The following is a 23285-nucleotide window of genomic DNA, read 5'->3' as shown; positions in this document are numbered from 1 at the left end:
AACGGGTGGTCCCACACGCTTTCACCGGCTACCGAGTAGTGGCCGTAACGCTCGGTTTCAGCACGGAACGGGCGGATCATCTGCGAGTGGCAGCCCACGCAGCCTTCGCGGATGTAGATATCGCGGCCTTCCACCTCGAGCGCAGTGCGTGGCTTCATGCCCTCGACCGGCTTGTTGGTGACGTCCTGGAAAAACAGCGGGACGATCTGGGTCAGGCCACCGATACTCACGGCGATGACCATGAAGAAGGCCAGCAGGCCTATGTTCTTCTCGACGGCTTCATGCTTCATCAGTGCGCTCCCACAACGACGATCTTGGCGGCCTCTTCAGCCTGTGCCGGGTTGGCGGCACGTACGGTACGGAACACGTTGTAGGCCATCAGCAGCATGCCGCTGGCGAAGAACGCACCGCCCAGGGCGCGGACGATGTAGCCGGGGTGGCTGGCCTGCAGGGCTTCGACGAAGGAGTAGGTGAGGGTGCCGTCATCGTTGATGGCGCGCCACATCAGGCCCTGGGTGATGCCGTTGACCCACATCGAGGCGATGTACAGTACGGTACCGATGGTGGCCAGCCAGAAGTGCGCGTTGATCAGGCCGATGCTGTGCATCTGCTCGCGGCCGTAGAGTTTCGGGATCATGTGGTACACGGCGCCGATCGAAATCATTGCCACCCAGCCAAGGGCGCCGGCGTGGACGTGGCCGATGGTCCAGTCGGTGTAGTGCGACAGTGAGTTCACGGTCTTGATGGCCATCATCGGGCCTTCGAAGGTGGACATGCCGTAGAACGCCAGCGACACCACCAGGAAGCGCAGGATCGGGTCGGTGCGCAGTTTGTGCCAGGCGCCCGACAGGGTCATCATGCCGTTGATCATGCCGCCCCAGCTTGGCGCCAGCAGGATGATCGACATTACCATGCCCAGCGACTGCGCCCAGTCAGGCAGGGCGGTGTAGTGCAGGTGGTGCGGGCCGGCCCAGATGTACAGGGTGATCAGCGCCCAGAAGTGCACGATCGACAAGCGATACGAGTAGATCGGCCGCTCGGCCTGCTTGGGCACAAAGTAGTACATCATCCCCAGGAACCCGGTGGTGAGGAAGAAGCCCACGGCGTTGTGGCCGTACCACCACTGGATCATCGCGTCGGTGGCGCCGGAGTAGGCCGAGTACGACTTGAACAGGCTCACCGGCAGCGAGATGTGGTTGACGATGTGCAGCATCGCGGTGACCACGATGAACGCACCGTAGAACCAGTTGCCGACATAGATGTGCTTGGTCTTGCGCTTGACGATGGTGCCGAAGAACACCAGGCCGTAGGTTACCCAGACGATGGCCAGCAGGATCGCCAGCGGCCACTCGAGCTCGGCGTATTCCTTGGTGGTGGTGTAGCCCATCGGCAGGGTGATCAGCGCGCCGACGATCACGGCTTGCCAACCCCAGAAGGTGAAAGCGGCCATGCTGTCGGAGATCAGCCGGGTCTGGCAGGTGCGCTGCACCACGTAGTAGCTGGTGCCGAACAGCGCACAGCCCCCGAAGGCGAAGATCACCAGGTTGGTGTGCAGCGGGCGCAGGCGGCCGAAGCTGGTCCAGGGAAGGTCCAGGTTCAGTTGCGGCCACACCAGCTGCGAGGCGATGAAGACGCCGAGGCCCATGCCAAGGATCCCCCAGACCACCGTCATGATGGCGAACTGGCGGACGACCTTATAGTTATAAGCAGTCGGACTGATTGCTGTGCTCATTCTAAGGTTCCACGGTTTTGATGTTCTTGTTGGTCGAAAAATCGGCGCCAGTATTGATAACCAGCAAGGTTACCGCAACGCAACTTTGGTACGCCGACCCGTGTCCAGACCCGTTCACTGATGTCCCGCAGGGATCGGGTCTGGGCGATTGTACACAAATAAATATTTGTAATGTGTACCGTTTTTCATCTTTTTCTGATCGATCGGTCAAGCTTTTTCTGGGTCGGCGACAGGCCATGCGCCGCGTCTGCTCCGGTCCTTTCGGAGCGAAGCCCACTGAGGCAACAAGCTTAGTTGTGTTCGGTGGGGGTGCAAGGGAAGGGGGTTGAGGCTGGTAGTGGGCGGGGGAGTGTAAGGCTTGAGGGTTATGGGGGGTGGGGGTGTAAGGTTTGGGGTTGTGGTGGGCGGGGGGGTAAGGTTTGAGTGTTGTGGTGGGGCAGGGGTGTAAGGTTTGGGTGTTGTGGTGGGGCAGGGATCGAGCGCCGCGCGGGCGGCGCTCGATCTCACAGGCGGCAAATCCCTTTCGGCAAACTCACTTGGCAGTCACAGCCTCAGCCGAACCATCCTGCGACAGGCTATACACATAAGCCGCCAGCAGGTGCACCTTGTCATTCCCTTGGATCTCGGCCTGCGCCGGCATTTGCCCCTGGCGACCATAACGAATGGTCTGCTGCAGCTGGGCAAAGCTCGAGCCGTAGATGAACGCCTGCGGATGGGTCAGGTTCGGAGCGCCCATGGCGGGCGTACCTTTGCCTTCCGGCCCGTGGCAGGCCACGCAGTTGGCTGCGAAGATCTTCTGTCCGTTCTCCACATCGGCCTTCGCGCCCTCAGGCAGAGTGCGGCCATCGAGTTTGCTGACCACGAATGCAGCCACATCGGCCACGCCCTGGTCACCGATCACTTCGGCCCAGGCCGGCATCACGCCATGGCGACCGCTCATGATGGTGGTCTTGATGGTTTCCGGCTCGCCGCCCCAGCGCCAGTCATTGTCGGTGAGATTGGGGAAGCCAAAGGCACCCTTGGCGTCGGAACCGTGGCACACCGAGCAGTTGGAGGCAAACAGGCGGCTGCCCATTTTCAGCGCCTGCGGGTCCTTCGCCACTTCTTCTACGGGCATGGCGGCGTATTTGGCGAAGATCGGACCGAACCTGGCATCGGCCTTATCCATTTCCTTCTGCCATTCGTTGGCGCCGGTCCAGCCATTTTCATAGCCCGGCAGGATGCCTTTCCAGTTGCCCAGGCCCGGGTAGAGGATCAGGTAGCCGACCGAGAACGCCAAGGTGCCAACGAACAGCCAGAACCACCACTTGGGCAGCGGGTTGTCGTACTCCTCGATGCCGTCGAAGCTGTGGCCCATGGTCTCGTCGGTGGTGTTGTTGCTCTGGCCCTTGCGCGTGGCGAGCAGTAGCCAGGTCAGGCCAATCAGGCTACCGATGGTCAGTACGCTGATGTACGTACTCCAGAAGGTGGTCATTGCCCGTTACTCCTTTTTGCAGCAGGCTCCTGCCCGGCAGTGGGCAGGCGGTCGTCGACGAAGGGCAGCAGGCGCGCTTCGGCGAAATCACGGTCGCGGCGGCGGTTGAAGACCCACAGGGTGAGGCCGATGAAGGCAATCATCACCACCAGGGTGCCCAGCCCGCGGATCATGCCGATGTCCATTTCCATCGCACTCACCTCTTGTTCTTGATCGCGGTGCCGAGCACCTGCAGGTAGGCGACCAGGGCATCCATCTCGGTCTTGCCTTTGACCGCTTCACGGGCGCCGGCAATGTCGTCGTCGGTGTACGGCACGCCCAGGGTGCGCAGGGTGCGCATCTTGACGTCGGTGTGGCTGTTGTCGACCGGCTGGGCAACCAGCCACGGGTAGGACGGCATCTTCGACTCCGGCACCACGTTGCGCGGGTTGTACAGGTGCGCACGGTGCCAGTCGTCCGAGTAGCGGCCACCGACCCGGGCCAGGTCCGGCCCGGTGCGCTTGGAGCCCCACAGGAACGGGTGGTCCCACACGCTTTCACCGGCTACCGAGTAGTGGCCGTAACGCTCGGTTTCGGCGCGGAACGGGCGGATCATCTGCGAGTGACAGCCCACGCAACCTTCGCGGATGTAGACATCGCGGCCTTCCAGTTGCAGCGCGGTGTAGGGCTTCATGCCTTCGACCGGTTTGTTGGTGACGTCCTGGAAGAACAGCGGGACGATCTGGGTCAGGCCGCCGATGCTGACGGCAAATACCATCAGCAGCGCCATCAGGCCGACGTTTTTCTCGATGACTTCATGTTTCATCAGGCGTTTCTCCTCAAGCCAACCGGGCGTTCGCAGGGGCGACGTCAAGCGCTGGCGAACGCACGGTGCGCCAGGTGTTCCAGGCCATCAGGAACATGCCGCTGAGGAAGATCGCGCCGCCGACGAAGCGCACGACGAAGCCTGGGTGGCTGGCCACCAGGGTTTCCACGAACGAGTAGGTGAGCGTGCCGTCGCTGTTGACCGCGCGCCACATCAGGCCCTGGGCGATGCCGTTGACCCACATCGAGGCGATGTACAGCACGGTACCAATGGTGGCCAGCCAGAAGTGCGCATTGATCAGGCCGAGGCTGTACATGCGTTCTTTGCCGAACACTTTGGGGATGGTGTGGTACAGCGCGCCGATCGAGATCATCGCTACCCAGCCGAGGGCGCCGGCGTGGACGTGGCCGATGGTCCAGTCGGTGTAGTGAGACAGGGCGTTGACCGTCTTGATGGCCATCATCGGGCCTTCGAAGGTGGACATGCCGTAGAACGCCAGCGACACCACCAGGAAGCGCAGGATCGGGTCGCTGCGCAGTTTGTGCCAAGCGCCCGACAGGGTCATCATGCCGTTGATCATGCCGCCCCAGCTGGGTGCCAGCAGGATCAGCGACATCACCATGCCCAGCGACTGCGCCCAATCGGGCAGGGCGGTGTAGTGCAAGTGGTGCGGGCCGGCCCAGATGTACAGGGTGATCAGCGCCCAGAAGTGCACGATCGACAAGCGATACGAATACACCGGCCGTTCGGCCTGCTTGGGCACGTAGTAGTACATCATCCCCAGGAAGCCTGCGGTCAGGAAGAAGCCCACCGCGTTATGGCCGTACCACCACTGCACCATGGCATCGGTGGCGCCAGCGTAGACCGAGTAGGATTTGGTCAGGCTGACCGGCAGTTCCAGGTTGTTGACGATGTGCAGCAGTGCCACGGTCAGGATGAAGGCGCCGAAGAACCAGTTGCCGACGTAGATGTGTTTGGTGTTGCGCTTCATCAGCGTGCCAAAGAACACGATGGCGTAGCCCACCCAGACGATGGTGATCAGAATGTCGATCGGCCATTCCAGTTCGGCGTATTCCTTGGAGCTGGTGTAGCCCAGCGGCAGGCTGATGGCCGCCAGCAGGATAACCAGTTGCCAGCCCCAGAACGTGAACGCGGCCAGGCCCGGTGCGAACAGGGTGGTCTGGCAGGTGCGTTGCACCGAATAATAGGAGGTGGCGAACAGTGCGCAGCCGCCGAACGCGAAGATCACCGCATTGGTATGCAGGGGGCGCAGGCGGCCGAAACTGGTCCAGGGGAGGTCGAAGTTGAGGGACGGCCAGGCGAGCTGGGCGGCGATGAAGACGCCGAGCCCCATCCCGACGATTCCCCACACCACCGTCATGATGGCGAATTGGCGGACCACCTTGTAGTTATAGGCGGTACTGCTGGTTGTGTTCATGTATGGGTTCCCATCCACGGTTATTTGGCAGGCTTTACAGCGAGGCAAGCATGATTAATGGGCAAAGTGCCGGTATTGACGGGGATCAATGGGCGAAGGTCGCAAATGTCCCAGGCTTGCGCTGCGATCCTCCGCGGGTTGCAGGTAAAGATGACTACAAGGGGTGCCTGATTCTGGCCCATGGCGCGGGCGCGCCGATGGACAGCGAGTTCATGGACGAAATGGCGCAAAGGCTTGCGGCGCTTGGGGTAGCGGTAGTGCGCTTCGAGTTCCCGTACATGGCCGAGCGCAGGGTTACCGGTGGCAAGCGGCCGCCGAACCCGCAGAAGGTGTTGCTTGAATGCTGGCGCGAGGTGTACCGGCAAGTGCGACCTTTGGTCGCGGGCAAGCTGGCCGTGGGGGGCAAGTCCATGGGCGGGCGCATGGCGAGTCTGCTGGCCGACGAACTGGGCGCGGATGCGCTGGTGTGCCTGGGCTATCCGTTCTACGCGGTGGGTAAACCCGAGAAGCCACGGGTAGAGCACCTGGCCGAGTTGAAGACACCGACGTTGATCGTGCAGGGCGAGCGGGATGCGCTGGGTAACCGCGAGGCGGTGGCGGGGTATGCGTTGTCGCCGGCGATCGAGGTGAGCTGGCTAGTGGCGGGGGACCATGACCTGAAGCCGTTGAAGGCTTCGGGGTTCAGCCATGAGCAGCATTTGCAGGCGGCGGCTGAACGCGTTGCTGATTTCCTGAAGGACTAGTGCTGGATTCTTCGCGGGCAAACCCGCACCTACAAGGACCGCACAACATCGAAGGTCGGCTCAGCACCCTGTAGGAGCGGGTTTACCCGCGATGAGGCCGGAACAGGCCAACGCTTAGTCGCGGTATTCGCACAGGTAAGCGGTATCCACCTTCACCTGCAGCTGGAACTTGCTGTCAGCCGGCACGTTGAACTTGTCACCGGCGTTGAAGGTTTCCCAGTTGTCGCTACCTGGCAGTTTCACGGTCAGCGCGCCCGATACCACATGCATGATCTCGCGCTTGGCAGTGCCGAATTCGTATTCGCCCGGAGCCATGACGCCGACAGTGGCCGGGCCTTCTTCGCCCGAGAATGCGATCGACTTGACGGTGCCGTTGAAGTACTCGTTGACCTGGAACATGGGCGACTCCTGAAAAGAGGTGCTGAAAAAGGGCTGGCCAGTATGCCCAAGCCCACAGGCGTCGTCATCTGCTTTCAGGGGCCGTTGGCGGGCAGGGTCAACGGTAATAGCCGCGCCGTGTTGCGCGCATCTTCCAGGGCCCTGTGCTGCTGCCCGCAAAAGTGCATGCCGGCCAGTTGCAGGGCGCCGTTCAGGCCGGTGGGGCGCTGCAGGTGGCGGGCCTTGGCAAAGCGTTGCTTGAGGTTGATGTGCGGCAATGTGCGCAGCAGGCTGTCGAGGCTGTGCTGTTGCCACTCCTGGTGCAGTTGCTGGCGGTCGTAGTCGCCCCAGCTGACCCAGGCCTGAAGCTGCCCGCGGTGGTGCCCCAGCCAGCGCTCGAAGCTTGCCCACACCTCGCGAAACGGCGCGGCGCTGTCCACGTCGGCCTGGCTGATGTGGGTCAGCTCACGGCAGAACGGGGTCAGCTGCGGCCGCCGCCGTGGCTTAACAAAACGCTGGAAATGGTCGACCTCGCGGCCTTCGCGGGTAACCAGGCTTGCGCCGATTTCAATGACTTCCATCTCTGTGACCGGCCACCCACCATCGTCGGTGGTGGCTTCCAGGTCGATCACCAACCAATGGCCCATACCAGGCTCCCATGCAGATCCTGCTAGAGCGTAGCCAATGTCCGGGCATACGGCATCCTATGGCATTTTGCCGCCTGCTTTGGCACAAAGAGCAGGCGCCAGCAGTTGTGTCGCCCCTGGAAAACGCCTAGCTTAAGCGCATACAGGCATAAACCGTGATGAGTGTCCGTCTTGACTCCAGCGCCCGGCCTCAAGGCCTTGTCCACCCTGATGCTGCTGGCCGTGTTCTGGTTGGCGGCACCGGTATGGGCTGGCGAGGCGGTTGAAGTAAAGATTGGCGCAGCCCATTTCCCGCCTTACACAGTGCGCCCCGAGCAAGGTGCCGATACCGGTTTGCTGCCGCAGTTGGTCGATGCACTCAACCGGGCGCAGCAGCACTATCACTTCGTTCTGGTGCCTACGTCTATCCAGCGGCGCTTCGGTGACTTCCAGCAGGGCCGCACCGACATGGCTATTTTCGAGAACCCACAATGGGGCTGGGAGCAGATTGCTCATCAGACTGTGGACATGGGCCTGGAAGATGCCGAAGTGTTCGTCGCCCGCAAGGCAAACGGCAATGATCCGCATTATTTCGATGACCTGCGCGGCAAACGCCTTGCCTTGTTCAACGGCTACCACTACGCGTTCGCCAGCTTCAACACTGACCCGGACTACCTGCGCAAGACATACAACGCGACCCTGACCTATTCCCATGACAGCAACCTGCTGATGGTGCTGGCCGGCCGCGCCGATATTGCCCTGGTCACGCGTTCCTACCTCAGCGATTTCCTGGCACGCAACCCGGCGAGCAGGGCGCAGCTGGTGCCTTCGCAACGCATTGACCAGGTCTATCACCACTACGCTTTGCTGCGCCCGGGGTCGCCTATTGGCGAGCAGTCGTTCGCTGCCCTGCTGCGTGGCCTGCGTGACAGCGGTGAACTGGCGCACATCTTCGAGCCGTACCGCATCACGGTGGCTGCACCGCAAGACTAAATTCCCGTGTTGCGGCAACGTTCCCTGCAGTGTGCCTTTTCTTCATTTTCGTGAGTCAAGCCCATGCCGTTCGATGCCGCTTCGCAGCCACAGTCACCGCCACGCTGGCGCAGCCTCAGTGCCGAGGAGGGCGACAGCTGGTTAAGCCTGGCCCTTGAAGGCCGCCCCCTGATCCAGTTGCGTCTGGAGGCTGGCGCTTCTCTGCACGTTCACCTTGAGCGCTTTTGCCCCGAGCGCCCCTACCAAGCCTTGTGGGCCGCCTGCTATTGGTTGCTGTCGCGCGATACGGCCTGCCAGCGCCTGACCTGGCACCTGCCCGAAGTGTTGCCGCAGGCGTTGGCCAGTGGCCTGCTGCTGGCCGGTGAACAGCCTGGCCAGTACCTGTGCGAGCGCGCACTGTTCTGGCAACTGCCGCAGCCGTGGCTGGGCGAGTCGGTTGCCGGGGTATATCCGCAGCAGATGCAGATCAGCAACGGTAAGCGCCACCCGCGCAGGGCGCCCAAGCCGCGGGGCGAAGTGTACCGACGCTTCGATGCGCGCTTGGGCAGTTGGGTATCGCTGCGTACCCTGGAGATCGAGCATGACCTGGAGCGTTTCAACCGCTGGCAGAACAACCCTCGCGTGGAGGCGTTCTGGCAGGAGGGTGGCACGCTGGCGCAGCACCGCGAATACTTGGCCAAGCTCGAAGCCGACCCGCATACGTTGACGTTGATCGGTTGTTTCGATGACGAGCCGTTTGCCTACTTCGAGGCGTACTGGGCCAAGGAGGACCGCATTGCCCTCTTCTACCCGGCCGATGACTACGACCGTGGTATCCATATGCTGGTGGGAGAGGAGAGCCACCGAGGGCCGCACAAGGTGGCCAGCTGGCTATCGGCGTTGGTGCACTACCTGTTCCTGGATGACCCGCGCACCCAGCGGGTGGTGGCCGAGCCGCGCGCCGACAACGGCAAGATGATTGGCTACATGCACGACCAATGTTTCCATTGCGACAAGGAGTTCGACTTTCCACACAAGCGGGCGGCGTTGATGATTCTGGGGCGGGAGCGGTTTTTCGATCGTTGCAAGCTGACGTAGGGGCTAGTGTGGTGTTTCACAAATAACGACCATAACTCGCGGCGCTTTTTGCACTCATGCGGCGTTGTCGCTCCTCGCCGTAGCTGGGCTACGACTCGTCGCGACGCCTTGCCTGAACGCAAAAATCGCTCGCGAGTTATTGGCCGTATTTGCAAAAAACCACACTAGCGCTGCAAGCAAAAGCGAGAGCGATCCAGGTTCGCTCTCGCTTTTGCTTGCAACAATCTTCAGGCCTGCCGACTGGCCGTCTTGCGACAATGCACCAGCGCATCGCGGATCATGAAGTTGACCAAGGTCGGCGATACGCCCAGTTCCTTGGCAATGTCCTTCTGCGGCACGCCATTAAGGCGGTACATCTCGAAAGCATAGCGGGTGCGCGGCGGCAGTTCGTTCAAGGCCTCCGCGATGTCGTTCAGCGCGGCGCGGTTGATATGGGTGGCTTCGGGCGAGGCGTTCTGCACCACCACGTTCATGCCTTCCTCTTCACTACCGGAGTACTTCAGCTCCATCGCCTGCTTGCGATAGTGGTCGATCGCCAGGTTGCGCACGATCTGGAACAGGTAGCTCAGCTGGGCCTTGAACGATGAGGTGATCTGCGGGGCGGTGCTGAGCCGGAAAAAGGCATCCTGTACCACGTCCTCAGCCCGCGAGCGGCAGCCTGTGATGCGGGCGGCGATCTTGACCAGGATGCTGCGGTTGTCGACGAAGGCCTGCAGTAATGGTGAATCGCACTTACTTGTGGATAGTTGTTCCGCCATGGAAATCACCTTGTCACAGAGGGGAGAGGAGGCGCCCAAGGTTGGGAAGCTTCCTACGACGTGCGACAAACTATGCAAGATGATAATAATTGTCAAATGCGAAATGTAATTAGTATCTGTGGGTTTCAGTTCTAAAGCGCGGTTGGCTTTGGGGGTATGCCTTATCAACCCTTAAAGCCTGACCTGCCCGCTAATTTCTCTCCCTGCCCATCCGTTCCCCTGTGTACATCCCCGGTCGCATACGTTGCCCGCCCACGTTAGCGGAGCAGCTGTCAGACCTAACCAGACACTGGCAGGAACACCCAATGACGGACGCCTTCGAACTCCCGCTCTCGCTGGTCCAGGCCCTGGCGCAACGCGCCGCGCAGACCCCGGACAGGATTGCCCTGCGCTTTCTCGCCGACACGCCCGGTGAGCAGGCCGTGCTCAGCTACCGGGACCTCGACCAGCGTGCACGCACCATCGCCGCCGCCTTGCAGGCGCGCGCCAGCTTCGGTGACCGTGCCGTGCTGTTGTTCCCCAGCGGGCCAGATTACGTGGCGGCGTTCTTCGGCTGCCTGTATGCGGGCGTGATCGCGGTGCCGGCCTACCCGCCGGAGTCCGCGCGCCAGCAGCACCAGGAGCGTTTGCTGTCGATCATCGATGACGCCGAGCCGCGCCTGCTGCTGACCGTGGCGGCGCTGCACGACAGCCTGCAGGGCCTGGAAGCCCTGGCGGCGGACAATGTCCCCCAACTGCTGGCAGTGGATGGCTTGGACCCGGCCCTGGCTGCGAACTGGCGTGAACCCGTGCTCAAGGGCGATGACATCGCCTTCCTGCAGTACACCTCCGGCTCCACCGCGCTGCCCAAGGGCGTGCAGGTCAGCCATGGCAACCTGGTGGCCAACGAGCAACTGATCCGCCAAGGCTTTGGCATCGACCTCAACCCCGACGATGTGATCGTCAGCTGGCTACCGCTGTACCATGACATGGGACTGATCGGCGGCCTGCTGCAGCCGATCTTCAGTGGCGTGCCTTGCGTGCTGATGTCGCCGGGGTACTTCCTGGCCCGGCCGTTGCGCTGGTTGCAGGCCATCAGCGAATACGGTGGCACCATCAGCGGCGGGCCCGACTTTGCCTACCGCCTGTGCAGCGAACGGGTGAGCGAGGCTTCGCTGGCCGGGCTCGACCTGAGCCGCTGGCGCGTGGCCTATTCCGGCTCCGAGCCTATCCGCCAGGACAGCCTGGCCACCTTCGCCGACAAGTTCCAGGCCTGTGGCTTCGACCCGCAGAGCTTCTTCGCCAGTTATGGCCTGGCCGAAGCCACCCTGTTCGTCAGCGGCAGCCGTCGTGGCCAGGGTATCGCCGCGCTGGAGCTCGACGCCGCAGCCTTCGCTGCCAACCGTGCCGAGCTGGGCAAGGGCAGTGTGCTGATGAGCTGCGGCTACCCACAGCCGGGGCATGCCGTACGCATCGTCGAACCACAACGCCTGCAAGTGCTGGATGACAACCAGGTTGGCGAGATCTGGGCCGGCGGCCCGAGCATCGCATTGGGTTACTGGCGCAACCCCGAAGCCAGCGCTCGCACCTTTGTCGAAATGGACGGCCAGACCTGGCTGCGTACCGGCGACCTGGGCTTCATGCGTGACGGCGAGGTATTCGTCACCGGGCGCCTGAAGGACATGCTGATCGTGCGTGGGCAAAACCTGTACCCACAAGACCTGGAAAAAAACCTCGAGCGCGAAGTTCAGGTGCTGCGTAAAGGCCGGGTAGCGGTGTTCGCCGTCGAGCACCAAGGCGAGGAGGGCATCGGTGTCGCGGTGGAGGTCAGCCGCAATGTGCAAAAGGCACTCAAGCCCCAGGACCTGATCAAGACCCTGCGCCAGGTCATCGCCGACGCCTGCCGACAGGCCCCGGCCGTGGTCCTGCTGCTGAACCCCGGCGCGCTGCCGAAGACCTCCAGCGGCAAGTTGCAGCGCTCTGCCTGCCGGCTGCGCATGGACGAAGGCAGCCTGGACTGCTATGCCCGTTTCCCTGAGGTGAGCGAAGCCGGTACCCGTGCAACCGCTGGCGATGAGCTGCAAGCACGCATCGCCGCTGTGTGGCGCGACATCCTCAAGGTAGACGCGGTGGCCGCGGACGACCACTTCCTGCTACTGGGCGGTAACTCCATCGCCGCCACCCAGGCCACGGCGCGTCTGGCCGACGAGCTGGGTATCGACCTGAGCCTGCGTACCCTGTTCGAGGCGCCGGTACTGGCCGACTACAGCAAGGCCGTGGCACAGATCATCGCCGATGGCGCCGCTGGCACCGCAGCCATCACCACGCTGGAGCGCGCCCAGGCGTTGCCCCAGTCGCTGGCGCAAAACCGCTTGTGGCTGCTGTGGCAGCTGGAACCGCAATCAGCGGCCTACAACATTCCCGCCGGCTTGCACCTGCGTGGCGAGCTGGATGTCAATGCTCTGCAAGTGAGCTTCCAGGCACTGGTGGCGCGCCATGAATCGCTGCGTACTGTGTTCAGCGAAGAGAATGGCCAGGCGCTGCAGCGTATCCTGCCTCAACAGCCGTTCAGCCTGCACCGCCTGGACCTTGAAGGGCACTCGCCCGAGCAGGTCGCCGCGCTGCGGGAAACCGAGGCCCGCCAGCCGTTCGACCTCACCCAGGGCCCGCTGCTGCGGGCAACCCTGGTGCGCCTGGGCGACGAAGAGCATCAGCTGTGGGTGACCCTGCACCACATCGTTGCCGACGGCTGGTCGCTGAACATCCTGCTCGAAGAATTCGCCAAGCTGTATGCCGCTCGCTGCCAAGGCCTGGAGGCCAACCTGGCGCCGCTGCCCCTGGGGTACGCCGACTACGGCAGCTGGCAGCGGCAATGGCTGACTGACGGTGAAGCCGAACGCCAGTTGCAGTACTGGAAGGCACACCTTGGTGGTGAGCTGCCGGCGCTTGACCTGTGCACTGACCACCCGCGCGCCAGCCAGCGCGAGCACAGCGCTGCGCGCTTCAACCTCAAGGTGCCGGCCAGGCTTGGCGAAGCGCTCAAGAGCCTTGCCCACCAGCAGCAGGCCAGCCTGTTCATGGTCCTGCTGGCAGGTTGGCAGGCGCTGCTGCAGCGCTACAGCGGCCAGGCCGATATCCGCGTCGGCGTGCCCAACGCCAACCGCCCGCGCCTGGAAACCCAAGGCATGGTCGGTTTCTTCATCAATACGCAGGCGCTGCGCGCGCAATTCGATGGCCGTCACTCGTTTACCCAGTTGCTGACCCAGGTACGACAGGCCACGTTGCAAGCCCAGGCTAATCAGGACCTGCCCTTCGAACAGCTTGTCGAAGCCCTGCCCGATGCGCGCGAACAGGGCCTGTTCCAGGTCATGTTCAACCACCAGCAACGCGACCTGTCAGCCCTGCGGCGTCTGCCGGGGCTGTTGGCCGAAGAGCTGGCGTGGCACAGCCGCGAAGCCAAGTTCGACTTGCAGTTGCACAGTGAGGAGGACCATCTGGGCCGCCTGAGCCTGGCCTTCGACTACGCCGCGGAGCTGTTCGAAGCCAGCACCGTCGAGCGTCTGGCCCATCACCTGCTGGCGTTGCTGGAACAGGTGTGTGCCGCGCCGCAGCAGGCGCTGGGCGACGTGCAATTGCTGGATGAGCCCGGCCGTGCTCAGCTGCTGGGTTGGGGCCAGGCACCGGCCGCCGCAGCGCACCACCTGTTGGTCGAACAACTCAATGAGCAGGCACGCCTGACGCCGCAGCGCACCGCCCTGGTTTGGGACGGGGGCAGCCTGGATTACGCCGGGCTGCACCAGCAAGCCAATCGCCTGGCCCACTACCTGCGTGATAAAGGCGTCGGTCCCGATACCTGTGTGGCCATTGCCATCGAGCGCTCACCGCAATTGCTGGTCGGCCTGCTAGCCATTCTCAAGGCTGGCGGTGCCTACGTACCGCTGGATGTCGATTACCCTGCCGAACGCCTGGCCTACATGCTGGCCGACTGCGACGCCCGTTTGCTATTGAGCCACAGCAGCCTGCTGGGCAAGCTACCGCAGGTCGACGGTGTCAGCGCCATTGCCCTCGACCAGTTGCACCTGGACAGCTGGCCCAGCCATGCCCCCGGCCTGCACCTGCACGGCGACAACCTGGCCTACGTTATCTATACCTCCGGCTCTACCGGGCAGCCCAAGGGCGTAGGCAATACCCATGCGGCGTTGGCCGAGCGCCTGCAGTGGATGCAGACGACCTATGCGCTGAATGACAGCGACGTGCTGATGCAGAAGGCGCCGATCAGTTTCGACGTCTCGGTGTGGGAATGCTTCTGGCCGCTGGTCACCGGCTGCAAGCTGGTACTCGCCGGCCCTGGTGAACATCGCGACCCGCAGCGTATCGCTGCCCTGGTGCAGGCTTATGGGGTGACTACGCTGCACTTTGTACCGCCGCTGTTGCAGGTGTTCGTCCAGGAGCCGCAGGCAGGTGCCTGCAGCAGCTTGCGCCGGGTGTTTTCGGGTGGCGAAGCGTTGTCCGCCACGCTGCGTGACCGCGTGCTGCAGGTGCTGCCGCAGGTGCAGCTGCACAACCGGTACGGCCCGACCGAAACCGCCATCAACGTCACCCACTGGCACTGCCAGGTGGCGGACGGCGAGCGCTCGCCCATCGGCCGCCCGCTGGGCAATGTGCTGTGCCGCGTGCTGGACGATGAGCTGGAGCTGAGCGCCCCCGGTGTGCCGGGTGAACTGTACCTCGGTGGCGCGGGCCTGGCCCGTGGTTACCTGGGCCGCCCCGCCCTCACTGCCGAGCGCTTCGTACCCCAGGCCGACGGCAATGGTCAGCGTCTTTACCGCAGTGGCGATCGCGCCCGCTGGCAGGTTCAGCTGGAGGCCCTGGAATACCTTGGCCGCCTAGACCAGCAGGTAAAGGTGCGTGGTTTCCGCGTCGAGCCCGAGGAAGTGCAGGCCTGCCTGCTGGCACAGGCGGGTGTGGAACAGGCGCTGGTGTTGATACACAAGGACGCCGTTGGCGCGCAACTGGTCGGCTATTACAGTGGCAGCGCCCAGCCTGCCGAGGTGCTGGCCGTGCTGGCTGAGCAATTGCCAGCCTACATGGTGCCGGCGCAACTCATCCCCTTGGCACAGATGCCACTGGGCCCCAGCGGCAAGGTCGACCGCAAGGCACTGCCTGCCCCAGTGTGGCAGCAGCGTGAGCATGTCGAGCCACGAACCGAGCTGCAACAACAGGTCGCGGCCATCTGGCGCGACGTGTTGAATCTGCCGCGCATTGGCCTGCAGGACGACTTCTTCGCCCTTGGTGGCCACTCGTTGCTGGCTACTCAGATCGTTTCACGCACCCGCCAGGCCTGCGATGTCGAGCTGCCGCTCAAGGCCCTGTTCGAAGCCAGCGAGCTGGGCGCCTTCTGTGCCGAGATCGCCCGCCTTCGCGCGGCCGGCGAGCGCAACCTGCAAGGTGCAATCACCCGTGTCGACCGCCGTCAGGCGGTGCCATTGTCGTACTCGCAGCAGCGAATGTGGTTCCTCTGGCAGATGGAGCCGGACAGCCCGGCGTACAACGTCGGCGGCATGGCACGCCTGCGCGGCACCCTGCACGTGGACGCCTTCGAGCGTGCACTGCAGGCGCTGATCGTGCGTCACGAAACCTTGCGCACCACATTCCCCAGCATCGACGGCGTGCCGTACCAGTGCGTGGCCGAAGACAGCGGCCTGCATCTGGACTGGCAAGACTTCAGCGCTTTGTCAGACGATGCCTGCCAGCAACGTTTGCAACAACTGGCCGACGACCAGGCGCACCAGCCCTTCGACCTGGAGCGGGGGCCGCTGCTGCGCGCGTGCCTGGTCAAGGCCAACGAGCGCGAGCACTTCTTTGTGCTGACGCTGCACCACATCGTCACCGAAGGCTGGGCCATGGACATCTTCGCCCGCGAGCTGGGCGAGCTGTACGAAGCCTTTGTCGATGACCGCGAGTCGCCACTGGCGCCGCTGCCGGTGCAGTACCTGGACTATAGCGTGTGGCAGCGGCAATGGCTGGAAAGCGGCGAGGGCGCTCGTCAACTGGCCTACTGGAAGCACCGCCTGGGCGACGAGCACCCGGTGCTGGCGTTGCCTGCCGACCGCCCGCGTCCGGCAGTCCAGAGCCACCGTGGCGAGCTGTACCGCTTCGAACTCGATCCGGCACTGGTGGCCCGCGTGCATGCTTTCAATAGCCAGCGCGGCCTGACCCTGTTCATGACCATGACCGCCACCCTGGCCGCCTTGCTGCACCGCTACAGCGGCCAGCGCGACCTGCGTATCGGCGCGCCGGTGGCCAACCGCATCCGCCCGGAAAGCGAAGGCCTGATCGGCGCTTTCCTCAACACCCAGGTGCTGCGCTGCCAGCTGGACGGCCAGATGACCGCCAGCGCGCTGCTGGAGCAGATTCGCCAGGCTGCCATCGAAGGCCAGTCGCACCAGGACCTGCCGTTCGACCAACTGGTAGAGGCCCTGCAGCCCCCACGCAGCAGTGCCTACAACCCGCTGTTCCAGGTGATGTGCAACGTGCAGCGCTGGGCCTTCCAGCAAAGCCGCACGCTGGCCGGCATGCAGGTGGATTACCTGGTCAACGATGCCAGCGCCACCAAGTTCGACCTTTACCTGGAGGTGACCGACCTGGACGGCCGGCTGGGCTGCTGCCTGACCTACAGCCGCGACCTGTTCGACGCGCCGCGTATCGCGCGCATGGCCGAGCACTGGCAACAACTGCTGGTCGGTTTGCTCGACAACCCGCAACACCGCCTGTGCGAACTGCCAATGCTGAGCAGTGCCGAGCGACAAGTGCTTACAGGCCAGTTGCAGGGCGAACACGATTTCGACCTTGGCCAGACCCTCCACGGTCTGTTCGCCGCCCAGGCCGCGCGCACGCCACAGGCTGGCGCGTTGACCTTCGCCGGCCAGCACTTGACCTACGCCGAGCTCGACCAGCAGGCCAACCGTCTGGCGCGTGCCCTGCGCGAACGGGGTGTCGGCCCGCAGGTGCGCGTGGGCCTGGCGCTGGAGCGCTCGCTGGAAATGGTCGTCGGCCTGCTGGCCATCCTCAAGGCCGGCGGCGCCTATGTACCGCTCGACCCCGAGTACCCGCTCGACCGCCTGCGCTACATGATCGAAGACAGCCGCATCGGCTTGCTGCTCAGCCAGCGTGCGCTGCTGCACACTCTGGGCGAGCTGCCTGAAGGCGTGGCCAGCTGGAGCCTGGAAGACGATGCCGCCAGCCTGGCGGCCTACAGCGATGCGCCGCTGGACAACCTCAGCCTGCCGCAGCACCAGGCTTACCTGATCTACACCTCCGGCTCCACCGGCAAACCCAAGGGCGTGGTGGTCAGCCATGGCGAGTTCGCCATGCACTGCCAGGCGGTGATCGCCGCATTTGGCATGCGCAGCGATGATTGCGAGCTGCATTTCTATTCGATCAATTTCGACGCTGCCAGCGAGCGCCTGTGGGTGCCGCTGTTGTGTGGTGCGCGCGTGGTACTGCGCGCCCAGGGTCAGTGGGGCGCCGAGGACATCTGCCAGTTGGTGCGCGAGCAGCAGGTGAGCATTCTGGGCTTTACCCCCAGCTACGGCAGCCAGCTGGCGCAGTACCTGGGCGGGCGGGGCGAACAATTGCCGGTACGCCTGGTGATTACCGGGGGCGAGGCGCTGACCGGCGAGCACCTGCAGCGTATTCGCCAGGCCTTTGCGCCGCAGCAGTGCTTCAATGCCTACGGCCCGACCGAAACCGTGGTCATGCCGCTGGCGTGCCTGGCGCCAGACGCGTTGCCAGCAGACCTTGGCAGCGTACCGATCGGCCGCGTCATCGGTAGCCGTACGGCCTATATCCTCGACGAGGATCTGGCCTTGTTGCCGCAAGGCGGCATTGGCGAACTGTATGTCGGCGGCGCCGGCCTGGCCCAGGGTTATCACGACCGGCCAGGCCTCACTGCCGAGCGCTTTGTCGCCGACCCGTTCAGTGCCGAAGGCGGGCGCCTGTACCGTACCGGAGACCTGGTACGCCTGGGTACCGATGGCCTGGTGGAGTATGTCGGCCGTGCCGACCAGCAGGTGAAGATCCGCGGCTTCCGCATCGAACTGGGCGAAATCGAGAGCCGCTTGCAGGCGCACCACGATGTCGACGAGGCCGTTGTGCTGGCGCTGGACTTGCCGGGCGGCAAGCAGTTGGTGGGCTATCTGGTGTGCAGGCAGGCCACCGCCAGTAGCGACGCGCAACAACTGCTGCGCGAAGTGGTGAAAGCCGATGCCCGCCAGCACCTGCCCGACTACATGGTGCCTGCGCACCTGGTGCTGCTCGATAGCCTGCCGCTGATGGGCAACGGCAAGCTCGACCGCCGTGCGCTGCCGCTGCCGGACCTTGAGCAGGCGCGGCAGCAATACCAGTCCCCTGGCAATGAGGTGGAAGCACAGCTGGCGCAGATCTGGCGCGAGGTGCTCAACGTTGCCCGGGTCGGCGTGCAGGACAACTTCTTCGAGCTGGGGGGCGACTCGATCCTGTCGATTCAGGTGGTCAGCCGCGCCCGGCAGGCCGGCTTGCAATTCACGCCGCGCGACCTGTTCCAGCATCAGACCATCCAGACCCTGGCAGCTGTGGTTCAGCTCAGCGAAGCCGTGAGCACGGTGGAGCAGGGACTGCGCCAGGGCCAGGCCGGGTTGACGCCGATCCAGCACTGGTTCTTCGACAGTGACGTGCCACAGCCGCAACACTGGAACCAGGCCGTGCTGCTGGAGGTGCGCCACCCCTTGGTTGAGGCCACCCTTGAACAGGCGTTGGCTGCGCTGGTGCAGCACCATGACAGCCTGCGTCTGCGCTTCAGCGATGCCCAGGGCCGCTGGCAGGCGCAGTACGCGCAGCCTGGCGCCGAGCAACTGCTGTGGAGCGCCACTGTCGCCGATTTCAATGATTGCCAGGCACTCTACACTGACGTGCAGCGCAGCCTGGACCTGCAACAGGGGCCGCTGCTGCGCGCCTTGCTGGTGCGTGACGGGCAGGGCACCCAGCGGTTGTTGCTGGCGATCCATCACCTGGTGGTCGATGGTGTGTCCTGGCGGGTGCTGCTGGAAGACCTGCAGGCGCTGTACCGTGGCCAGCCTCTGCCGGCCAAGACCCACGCCGTCGGCGACTGGGCCGCGCGCCTGGCCAGCTACGCCGGCAGCGATTCGCTACGTGACGAACTGGCTTGGTGGCAAGGCCAGCTGGGCGGTGTGCGTCGCGAATTGCCGTGCGACCATCCGCAGGGCGGCAATTTGCATCGCCATGCTCAAACCCTGGCCATCGGCCTGGACGTGGAGCAAACCCGACAGCTGTTGCAACTGGCCCCGGCGGCTTACCACACCCAGGTCAACGACCTGCTGTTGACTGCACTGGCGCGGGCCTTGTGCCGCTGGAGCGGCGATGAAGAAGTGCTGGTGCAGCTTGAAGGCCATGGCCGTGATGGGCTGTTCGAAGACATGGACCTGACCCGCAGCGTCGGCTGGTTCACCAATGCCTACCCACTGAGCCTGCGTCCGCTGCCAGGTGAAGACGACGCGGCGCGGGCCGGTTCGATCAAGCGCATCAAGGAACAACTGCGCCAGGTGCCGCACAAGGGCCTGGGCTACGGCGTACTGCGCTACCTGGCGGATGCCGCCGGGCGCGAGCAGATGGCGGCCTTGCCGCAGGCGCGCATCACCTTCAACTACCTGGGCCAGTTCGACCAGCAGTTCGACAGTGCGGCCTTGTTCCAGCCCCTGGAGGCCCCGGCCGGGTTGGCCCATGACCTCGATGCGCCGTTGCCCAACTGGTTGAGCGTCGATGGCCAGGTGTATGGCGGTGCTCTGCAACTGCGCTGGACCTTCAGCGCCGAGCGCTACGATCAGCAGACCATCGCGGGTCTGGCCGAGGCCTATCGTCAGGAGCTGCTGGCGCTGGTCGCGCATTGCCTGGCCGATGGCAATGGCAGCTTCACCCCATCGGACTTCCCGCTGGCGCACCTGACTCAGGAGCAGATCGACGCATTGCCGGTACCGGCCGCGCAGATCGAGGACGTTTACCCGCTGACGCCGATGCAGGAAGGCATGCTGCTGCACACCCTGCTGGAGCCGGGCACTGGCCTGTACTACATGCAGGACCGCTACCGCATCAACAGCGCCCTCGACCCCGAGCGTTTCGCCCAGGCCTGGCAGGCCGTGGTGGCGCGCCACGAAGCGTTGCGCGCCTCGTTCAGTTGGAACAGCGGCGAGGCGATGCTGCAGATCATCCACAAGCCGGGCAACCTGGCGGTGGACTACCAGGACTGGCGCGGCCTTGCTGAGGATGCCCAGGAGCAGCGCCTGCAGGCCCTGCACAAGCAGGAGCGCGAGGCCGGCTTTGCCTTGCTCAGCGAAGCACCGTTCCACCTGCGCCTGGTGCGCGTGGCCGATGAACGCTACTGGTTCATGATGAGCAACCACCACATCCTTATCGATGCCTGGTGCCGCTCGCTGTTGATGAACGATTTCTTCGAGGTCTACCAGGCCCTTGGCGAAGGCCGTCAGGCCCAACTGCCGGTGCCACCGCGTTACCGCGATTACATCGGTTGGCTGCAGCGCCAGGGCCTGGACGATGCACGCGCCTGGTGGCAGGCCAACCTGGCTGGCTTCGAACGTGCCACAGCCATCCCGAGCGACCGCCCGCTGCGCCATGACCACGCCGGTAGCGGCATGGTCGTCGGCGACTGCTACACCCGCCTGGAGGTGAGTGATGGTGTGCGTCTGCGCGAACTGGCCCAGGCTCATCAGCTCACCGTCAACACCTTCGCCCAGGCGGCCTGGGCCTTGGTGTTGGCGCGTTACAGCGGCGACCGCGATGTGGCCTTTGGCGTGACCGTGGCCGGGCGCCCGGTGAGCATGCCGCAGATGCAGCGCACCGTTGGCCTGTTCATCAACAGCGTGGCCCTGCGCGTGCAGTTGCCCATCGCTGGTGAGCGCTGCAGCGTACGCCAGTGGCTGCAGGGCCTGCTGCAAAGCAACATGGAACTGCGCGAGTACGAATACCTGCCGCTGGTGGCGATCCAGGCGTGCAGCGAGCTGCCCAAGGGCCAGCCGCTGTTCGACAGCCTGTTCGTGTTCGAGAATGCGCCGGTTGAAACCGCCGTGCTCGATCACGCCCAGCACCTGAACGCCAGCTCCGACTCGGGCCGTACCCACACCAACTTCCCGCTGACGGCGGTGTGCTACCCGGGTGATGACCTGGGCCTGCACCTGTCGTTCGACCAGCGCTACTTTGACTACCCGACCGTCGAGCGCCTGCTGGCCGAATTCAAGCGCCTGCTGCTGGCGCTGGTACAAGGCTTTGAAGGGGAGGTGAGCGAGCTACCGTTGCTGAGCGCCCAGGAGCAAGGCTTCCTGCTGGAGGATTGCAACCGGACCGAGCGGGTTTATCCGCTGGAACAGAGCTACATCGCGCAGTTCGAAGCGCAGGTCGTGGCGCATCCACAGCGTACCGTGGCCCGCTGCCTGGAGGCGTCCTACGATTACGCCGGGCTGAACCTGGCGGCCAACCGCCTGGGCCATGCGCTGGTGGCTGCCGGGGTCTGCGTGGACCAGCCAGTGGCACTGCTTGCCGAGCGTGGGTTGCCGCTGCTGGGCATGATTGTCGGCAGCTTCAAGGCCGGCGCCGGCTACCTGCCGCTGGACCCGGGCCTGCCGGCGGCGCGCCTGCAAAGCATCATTCAGCTCAGCCGCACGCCAGTGCTGGTGTGCAGCGCGGCCTGCGCCGAGCAGGGGCGGCAGTTGCTCGGTGAGCTGGAGGCTGCGCTGCGGCCGCAACTGCTGGTCTGGGAAGACGTCCAGGCCAACCCGATCGCAAGCCACAACCCGGGCATCCACAGTGGCCCGGACAACCTCGCCTATGTGATCTACACCTCAGGCTCGACCGGCCTGCCGAAAGGGGTGATGGTCGAGCAGCGCGGCATGCTCAACAACCAGCTGAGCAAGGTGCCTTACCTGGCGCTGAGCGAGCAGGACGTGATCGCCCAGACCGCCTCGCAAAGCTTCGACATCTCGGTCTGGCAGTTCCTGGCTGCGCCGCTGTTCGGCGCCAAGGTAGAGATCGTGCCTAACGCCATCGCCCACGACCCGCAGGGCCTGCTGGCGCACGTGCAGGCCACCGGCATCACCGTGCTGGAGAGCGTGCCGTCCCTGATCCAGGGCATGCTGGCCAGCGACCACCAGGCCCTCGACGGCCTGCGCTGGATGCTGCCGACCGGCGAGGCCATGCCACCGGAGCTGGCGGCGCAGTGGCTGCAGCGCTACCCGCAGATCGGCCTGGTCAATGCCTATGGGCCGGCGGAGTGCTCGGATGACGTGGCGTTCTTCCGCGTCGATGCCGCCTCGACCCAAGGCAGCTACCTGCCAATCGGCACGCCAACCGACAACAACCGCCTGTACCTGTTCGGCGAGGACCAGGCGCTGGTGCCGCTGGGAGCGGTGGGCGAGCTGTGCGTGGCTGGTACGGGTGTAGGCCGTGGCTACGTCAGTGACCCGGTGCGCACGGCGCTGGCGTTCATTCCTCACCCTTACGGGGCACCGGGAGAGCGCCTGTACCGTACCGGTGACCTCGCACGGCAGCGCCTGGACGGTGTGCTGGAGTACGTCGGGCGCATTGACCATCAGGTGAAGATTCGCGGCTATCGCATCGAGCTGGGCGAGATCGAGGCCCGGCTGCATGAGCAGGCGGAAATTCGCGATGCCGCCGTGGCGGTGCAGGAGGGCGTGAACGGCAAGCATCTGGTTGGCTACCTGGTGGCGCACCAGGGCGTCAGTGCCGATGCCGCGTTGCTGGAGCAGGTCAAGCAACGACTGCGTGCCGAGTTGCCGGAGTACATGGTGCCGTTGCATTGGGGCTGGTTCGACAGCTTGCCGCACAACGCCAACGGCAAGCTCGACCGCAAGGCCTTGCCAGCCATCGACATCGGCGGCCAGTACAGTCAGGCCTATCAGGCGCCACGCAATGAATTGGAGGACGTGTTGGCGGGTATTTGGGCCGATGTGCTCAAAGCCGAGCGGGTGGGGGTGCACGACAACTTCTTCGAGCTGGGCGGGCATTCGCTGCTGGCCACGCAGATCGCTTCGCGGGTGCAGAAGCAGCTACAGCTGAACGTGCCGCTGCGGGCGATGTTCGAGTGCAGCACGGTGGAGGCGTTGGCCGAGTATGTTCAGGGGCTGCAGGGCAGTGCGCTGGATGATGACAAGGTCGACCGGCTCAGTGACCTGATGGCGGAGCTGGAGGGGTTGTGATG

13 protein-coding genes are annotated in these 23285 nt (G+C 64.2%); 4 read left to right on the top strand and 9 right to left on the bottom strand.

Going from position 1 to position 23285, the window contains the following annotated elements; translation table 11 throughout:
• The 6 genes from QYE47_RS22760 to ccoN (QYE47_RS22735) all read right to left on the bottom strand — a co-directional run.
• On the bottom strand, positions 1 to 290 hold a 290-nt coding region (locus QYE47_RS22760; RefSeq protein WP_301159132.1), incomplete at its 3' end, for a cbb3-type cytochrome c oxidase subunit II.
• Complete coding sequence (gene ccoN / locus QYE47_RS22755) at positions 290 to 1732, bottom strand: cytochrome-c oxidase, cbb3-type subunit I (protein WP_003254284.1); 1443 nt, start codon at positions 1730 to 1732, stop codon at positions 290 to 292. The genes QYE47_RS22760 and ccoN (QYE47_RS22755), both read right to left, overlap by 1 nt.
• A gap of 532 nt (positions 1733 to 2264) precedes the next feature.
• The gene (gene ccoP, locus QYE47_RS22750; RefSeq protein ID WP_014590229.1) at positions 2265 to 3206 is read right to left on the bottom strand and encodes a cytochrome-c oxidase, cbb3-type subunit III; all 942 of its coding nucleotides are present in this window, start codon (positions 3204 to 3206) and stop codon (positions 2265 to 2267) included.
• Positions 3203 to 3397, bottom strand: coding sequence for a cbb3-type cytochrome c oxidase subunit 3 (locus QYE47_RS22745; protein ID WP_010955003.1), 195 nt, complete (start codon positions 3395 to 3397; stop codon positions 3203 to 3205). The genes ccoP and QYE47_RS22745 overlap by 4 nt, the downstream gene beginning before the upstream one ends.
• Before the next feature lie 5 nt (positions 3398 to 3402).
• A complete protein-coding gene (gene ccoO / locus QYE47_RS22740) occupies positions 3403 to 4011 on the bottom strand; it encodes a cytochrome-c oxidase, cbb3-type subunit II (protein ID WP_010955002.1) in 609 nt (202 codons plus the stop codon).
• A 13-nt stretch (positions 4012 to 4024) separates the two neighbouring features.
• Positions 4025 to 5449 carry a cytochrome-c oxidase, cbb3-type subunit I gene (ccoN, locus tag QYE47_RS22735; protein WP_014590230.1) on the bottom strand — a complete coding sequence of 475 codons (1425 nt, stop codon included), beginning with the start codon at positions 5447 to 5449 and terminating at the stop codon, positions 4025 to 4027.
• Between the two features lie 50 nt (positions 5450 to 5499).
• On the opposite strand from ccoN (QYE47_RS22735), the gene QYE47_RS22730 reads away from it, so the two are divergent.
• Positions 5500 to 6192 (top strand): alpha/beta family hydrolase, encoded by a 693-nt coding sequence (locus tag QYE47_RS22730; protein WP_041166869.1) that lies wholly within the window; start codon positions 5500 to 5502, stop codon positions 6190 to 6192.
• 114 nt (positions 6193 to 6306) lie between these two features.
• Here QYE47_RS22730 and QYE47_RS22725 read toward each other — a convergent pair whose 3' ends face one another.
• Both QYE47_RS22725 and QYE47_RS22720 read right to left on the bottom strand, forming a co-directional pair.
• Positions 6307 to 6591, bottom strand: coding sequence for a pyrimidine/purine nucleoside phosphorylase (locus QYE47_RS22725; RefSeq protein WP_003254278.1), 285 nt, complete (start codon positions 6589 to 6591; stop codon positions 6307 to 6309).
• 74 nt (positions 6592 to 6665) lie between these two features.
• Complete coding sequence (locus QYE47_RS22720; RefSeq protein ID WP_020192631.1) at positions 6666 to 7217, bottom strand: exonuclease domain-containing protein; 552 nt, start codon at positions 7215 to 7217, stop codon at positions 6666 to 6668.
• Between the two features lie 171 nt (positions 7218 to 7388).
• Here QYE47_RS22720 and QYE47_RS22715 point away from each other — a divergent pair, with 171 nt between their 5' ends.
• Entirely contained in the window at positions 7389 to 8189 is an 801-nt protein-coding gene (locus tag QYE47_RS22715; protein ID WP_070383598.1) for an ABC transporter substrate-binding protein, read from the top strand.
• A 63-nt stretch (positions 8190 to 8252) separates the two neighbouring features.
• Positions 8253 to 9266 (top strand): GNAT family N-acetyltransferase, encoded by a 1014-nt coding sequence (locus QYE47_RS22710; RefSeq protein ID WP_070383599.1) that lies wholly within the window; start codon positions 8253 to 8255, stop codon positions 9264 to 9266.
• Positions 9267 to 9493: 227 nt separating this feature from the next.
• Here QYE47_RS22710 and QYE47_RS22705 read toward each other — a convergent pair whose 3' ends face one another.
• Positions 9494 to 10024 carry an RNA polymerase factor sigma-70 gene (locus tag QYE47_RS22705; RefSeq protein ID WP_010954997.1) on the bottom strand — a complete coding sequence of 177 codons (531 nt, stop codon included), beginning with the start codon at positions 10022 to 10024 and terminating at the stop codon, positions 9494 to 9496.
• Between the two features lie 305 nt (positions 10025 to 10329).
• On the opposite strand from QYE47_RS22705, the gene QYE47_RS22700 reads away from it, so the two are divergent.
• Positions 10330 to 23283 (top strand): non-ribosomal peptide synthetase, encoded by a 12954-nt coding sequence (locus tag QYE47_RS22700; protein ID WP_070383600.1) that lies wholly within the window; start codon positions 10330 to 10332, stop codon positions 23281 to 23283.
• Positions 23284 to 23285 lie beyond the last annotated feature (2 nt).

The sequence above is a fragment of the Pseudomonas sp. 2,4-D genome (genome assembly GCF_030418155.1).
Lineage (GTDB): Bacteria > Pseudomonadota > Gammaproteobacteria > Pseudomonadales > Pseudomonadaceae > Aquipseudomonas > Aquipseudomonas alloputida.
The sequence above is the reverse complement of the archived record's forward strand: the minus strand, read 5'-3'. Positions and strand labels throughout refer to the sequence as shown.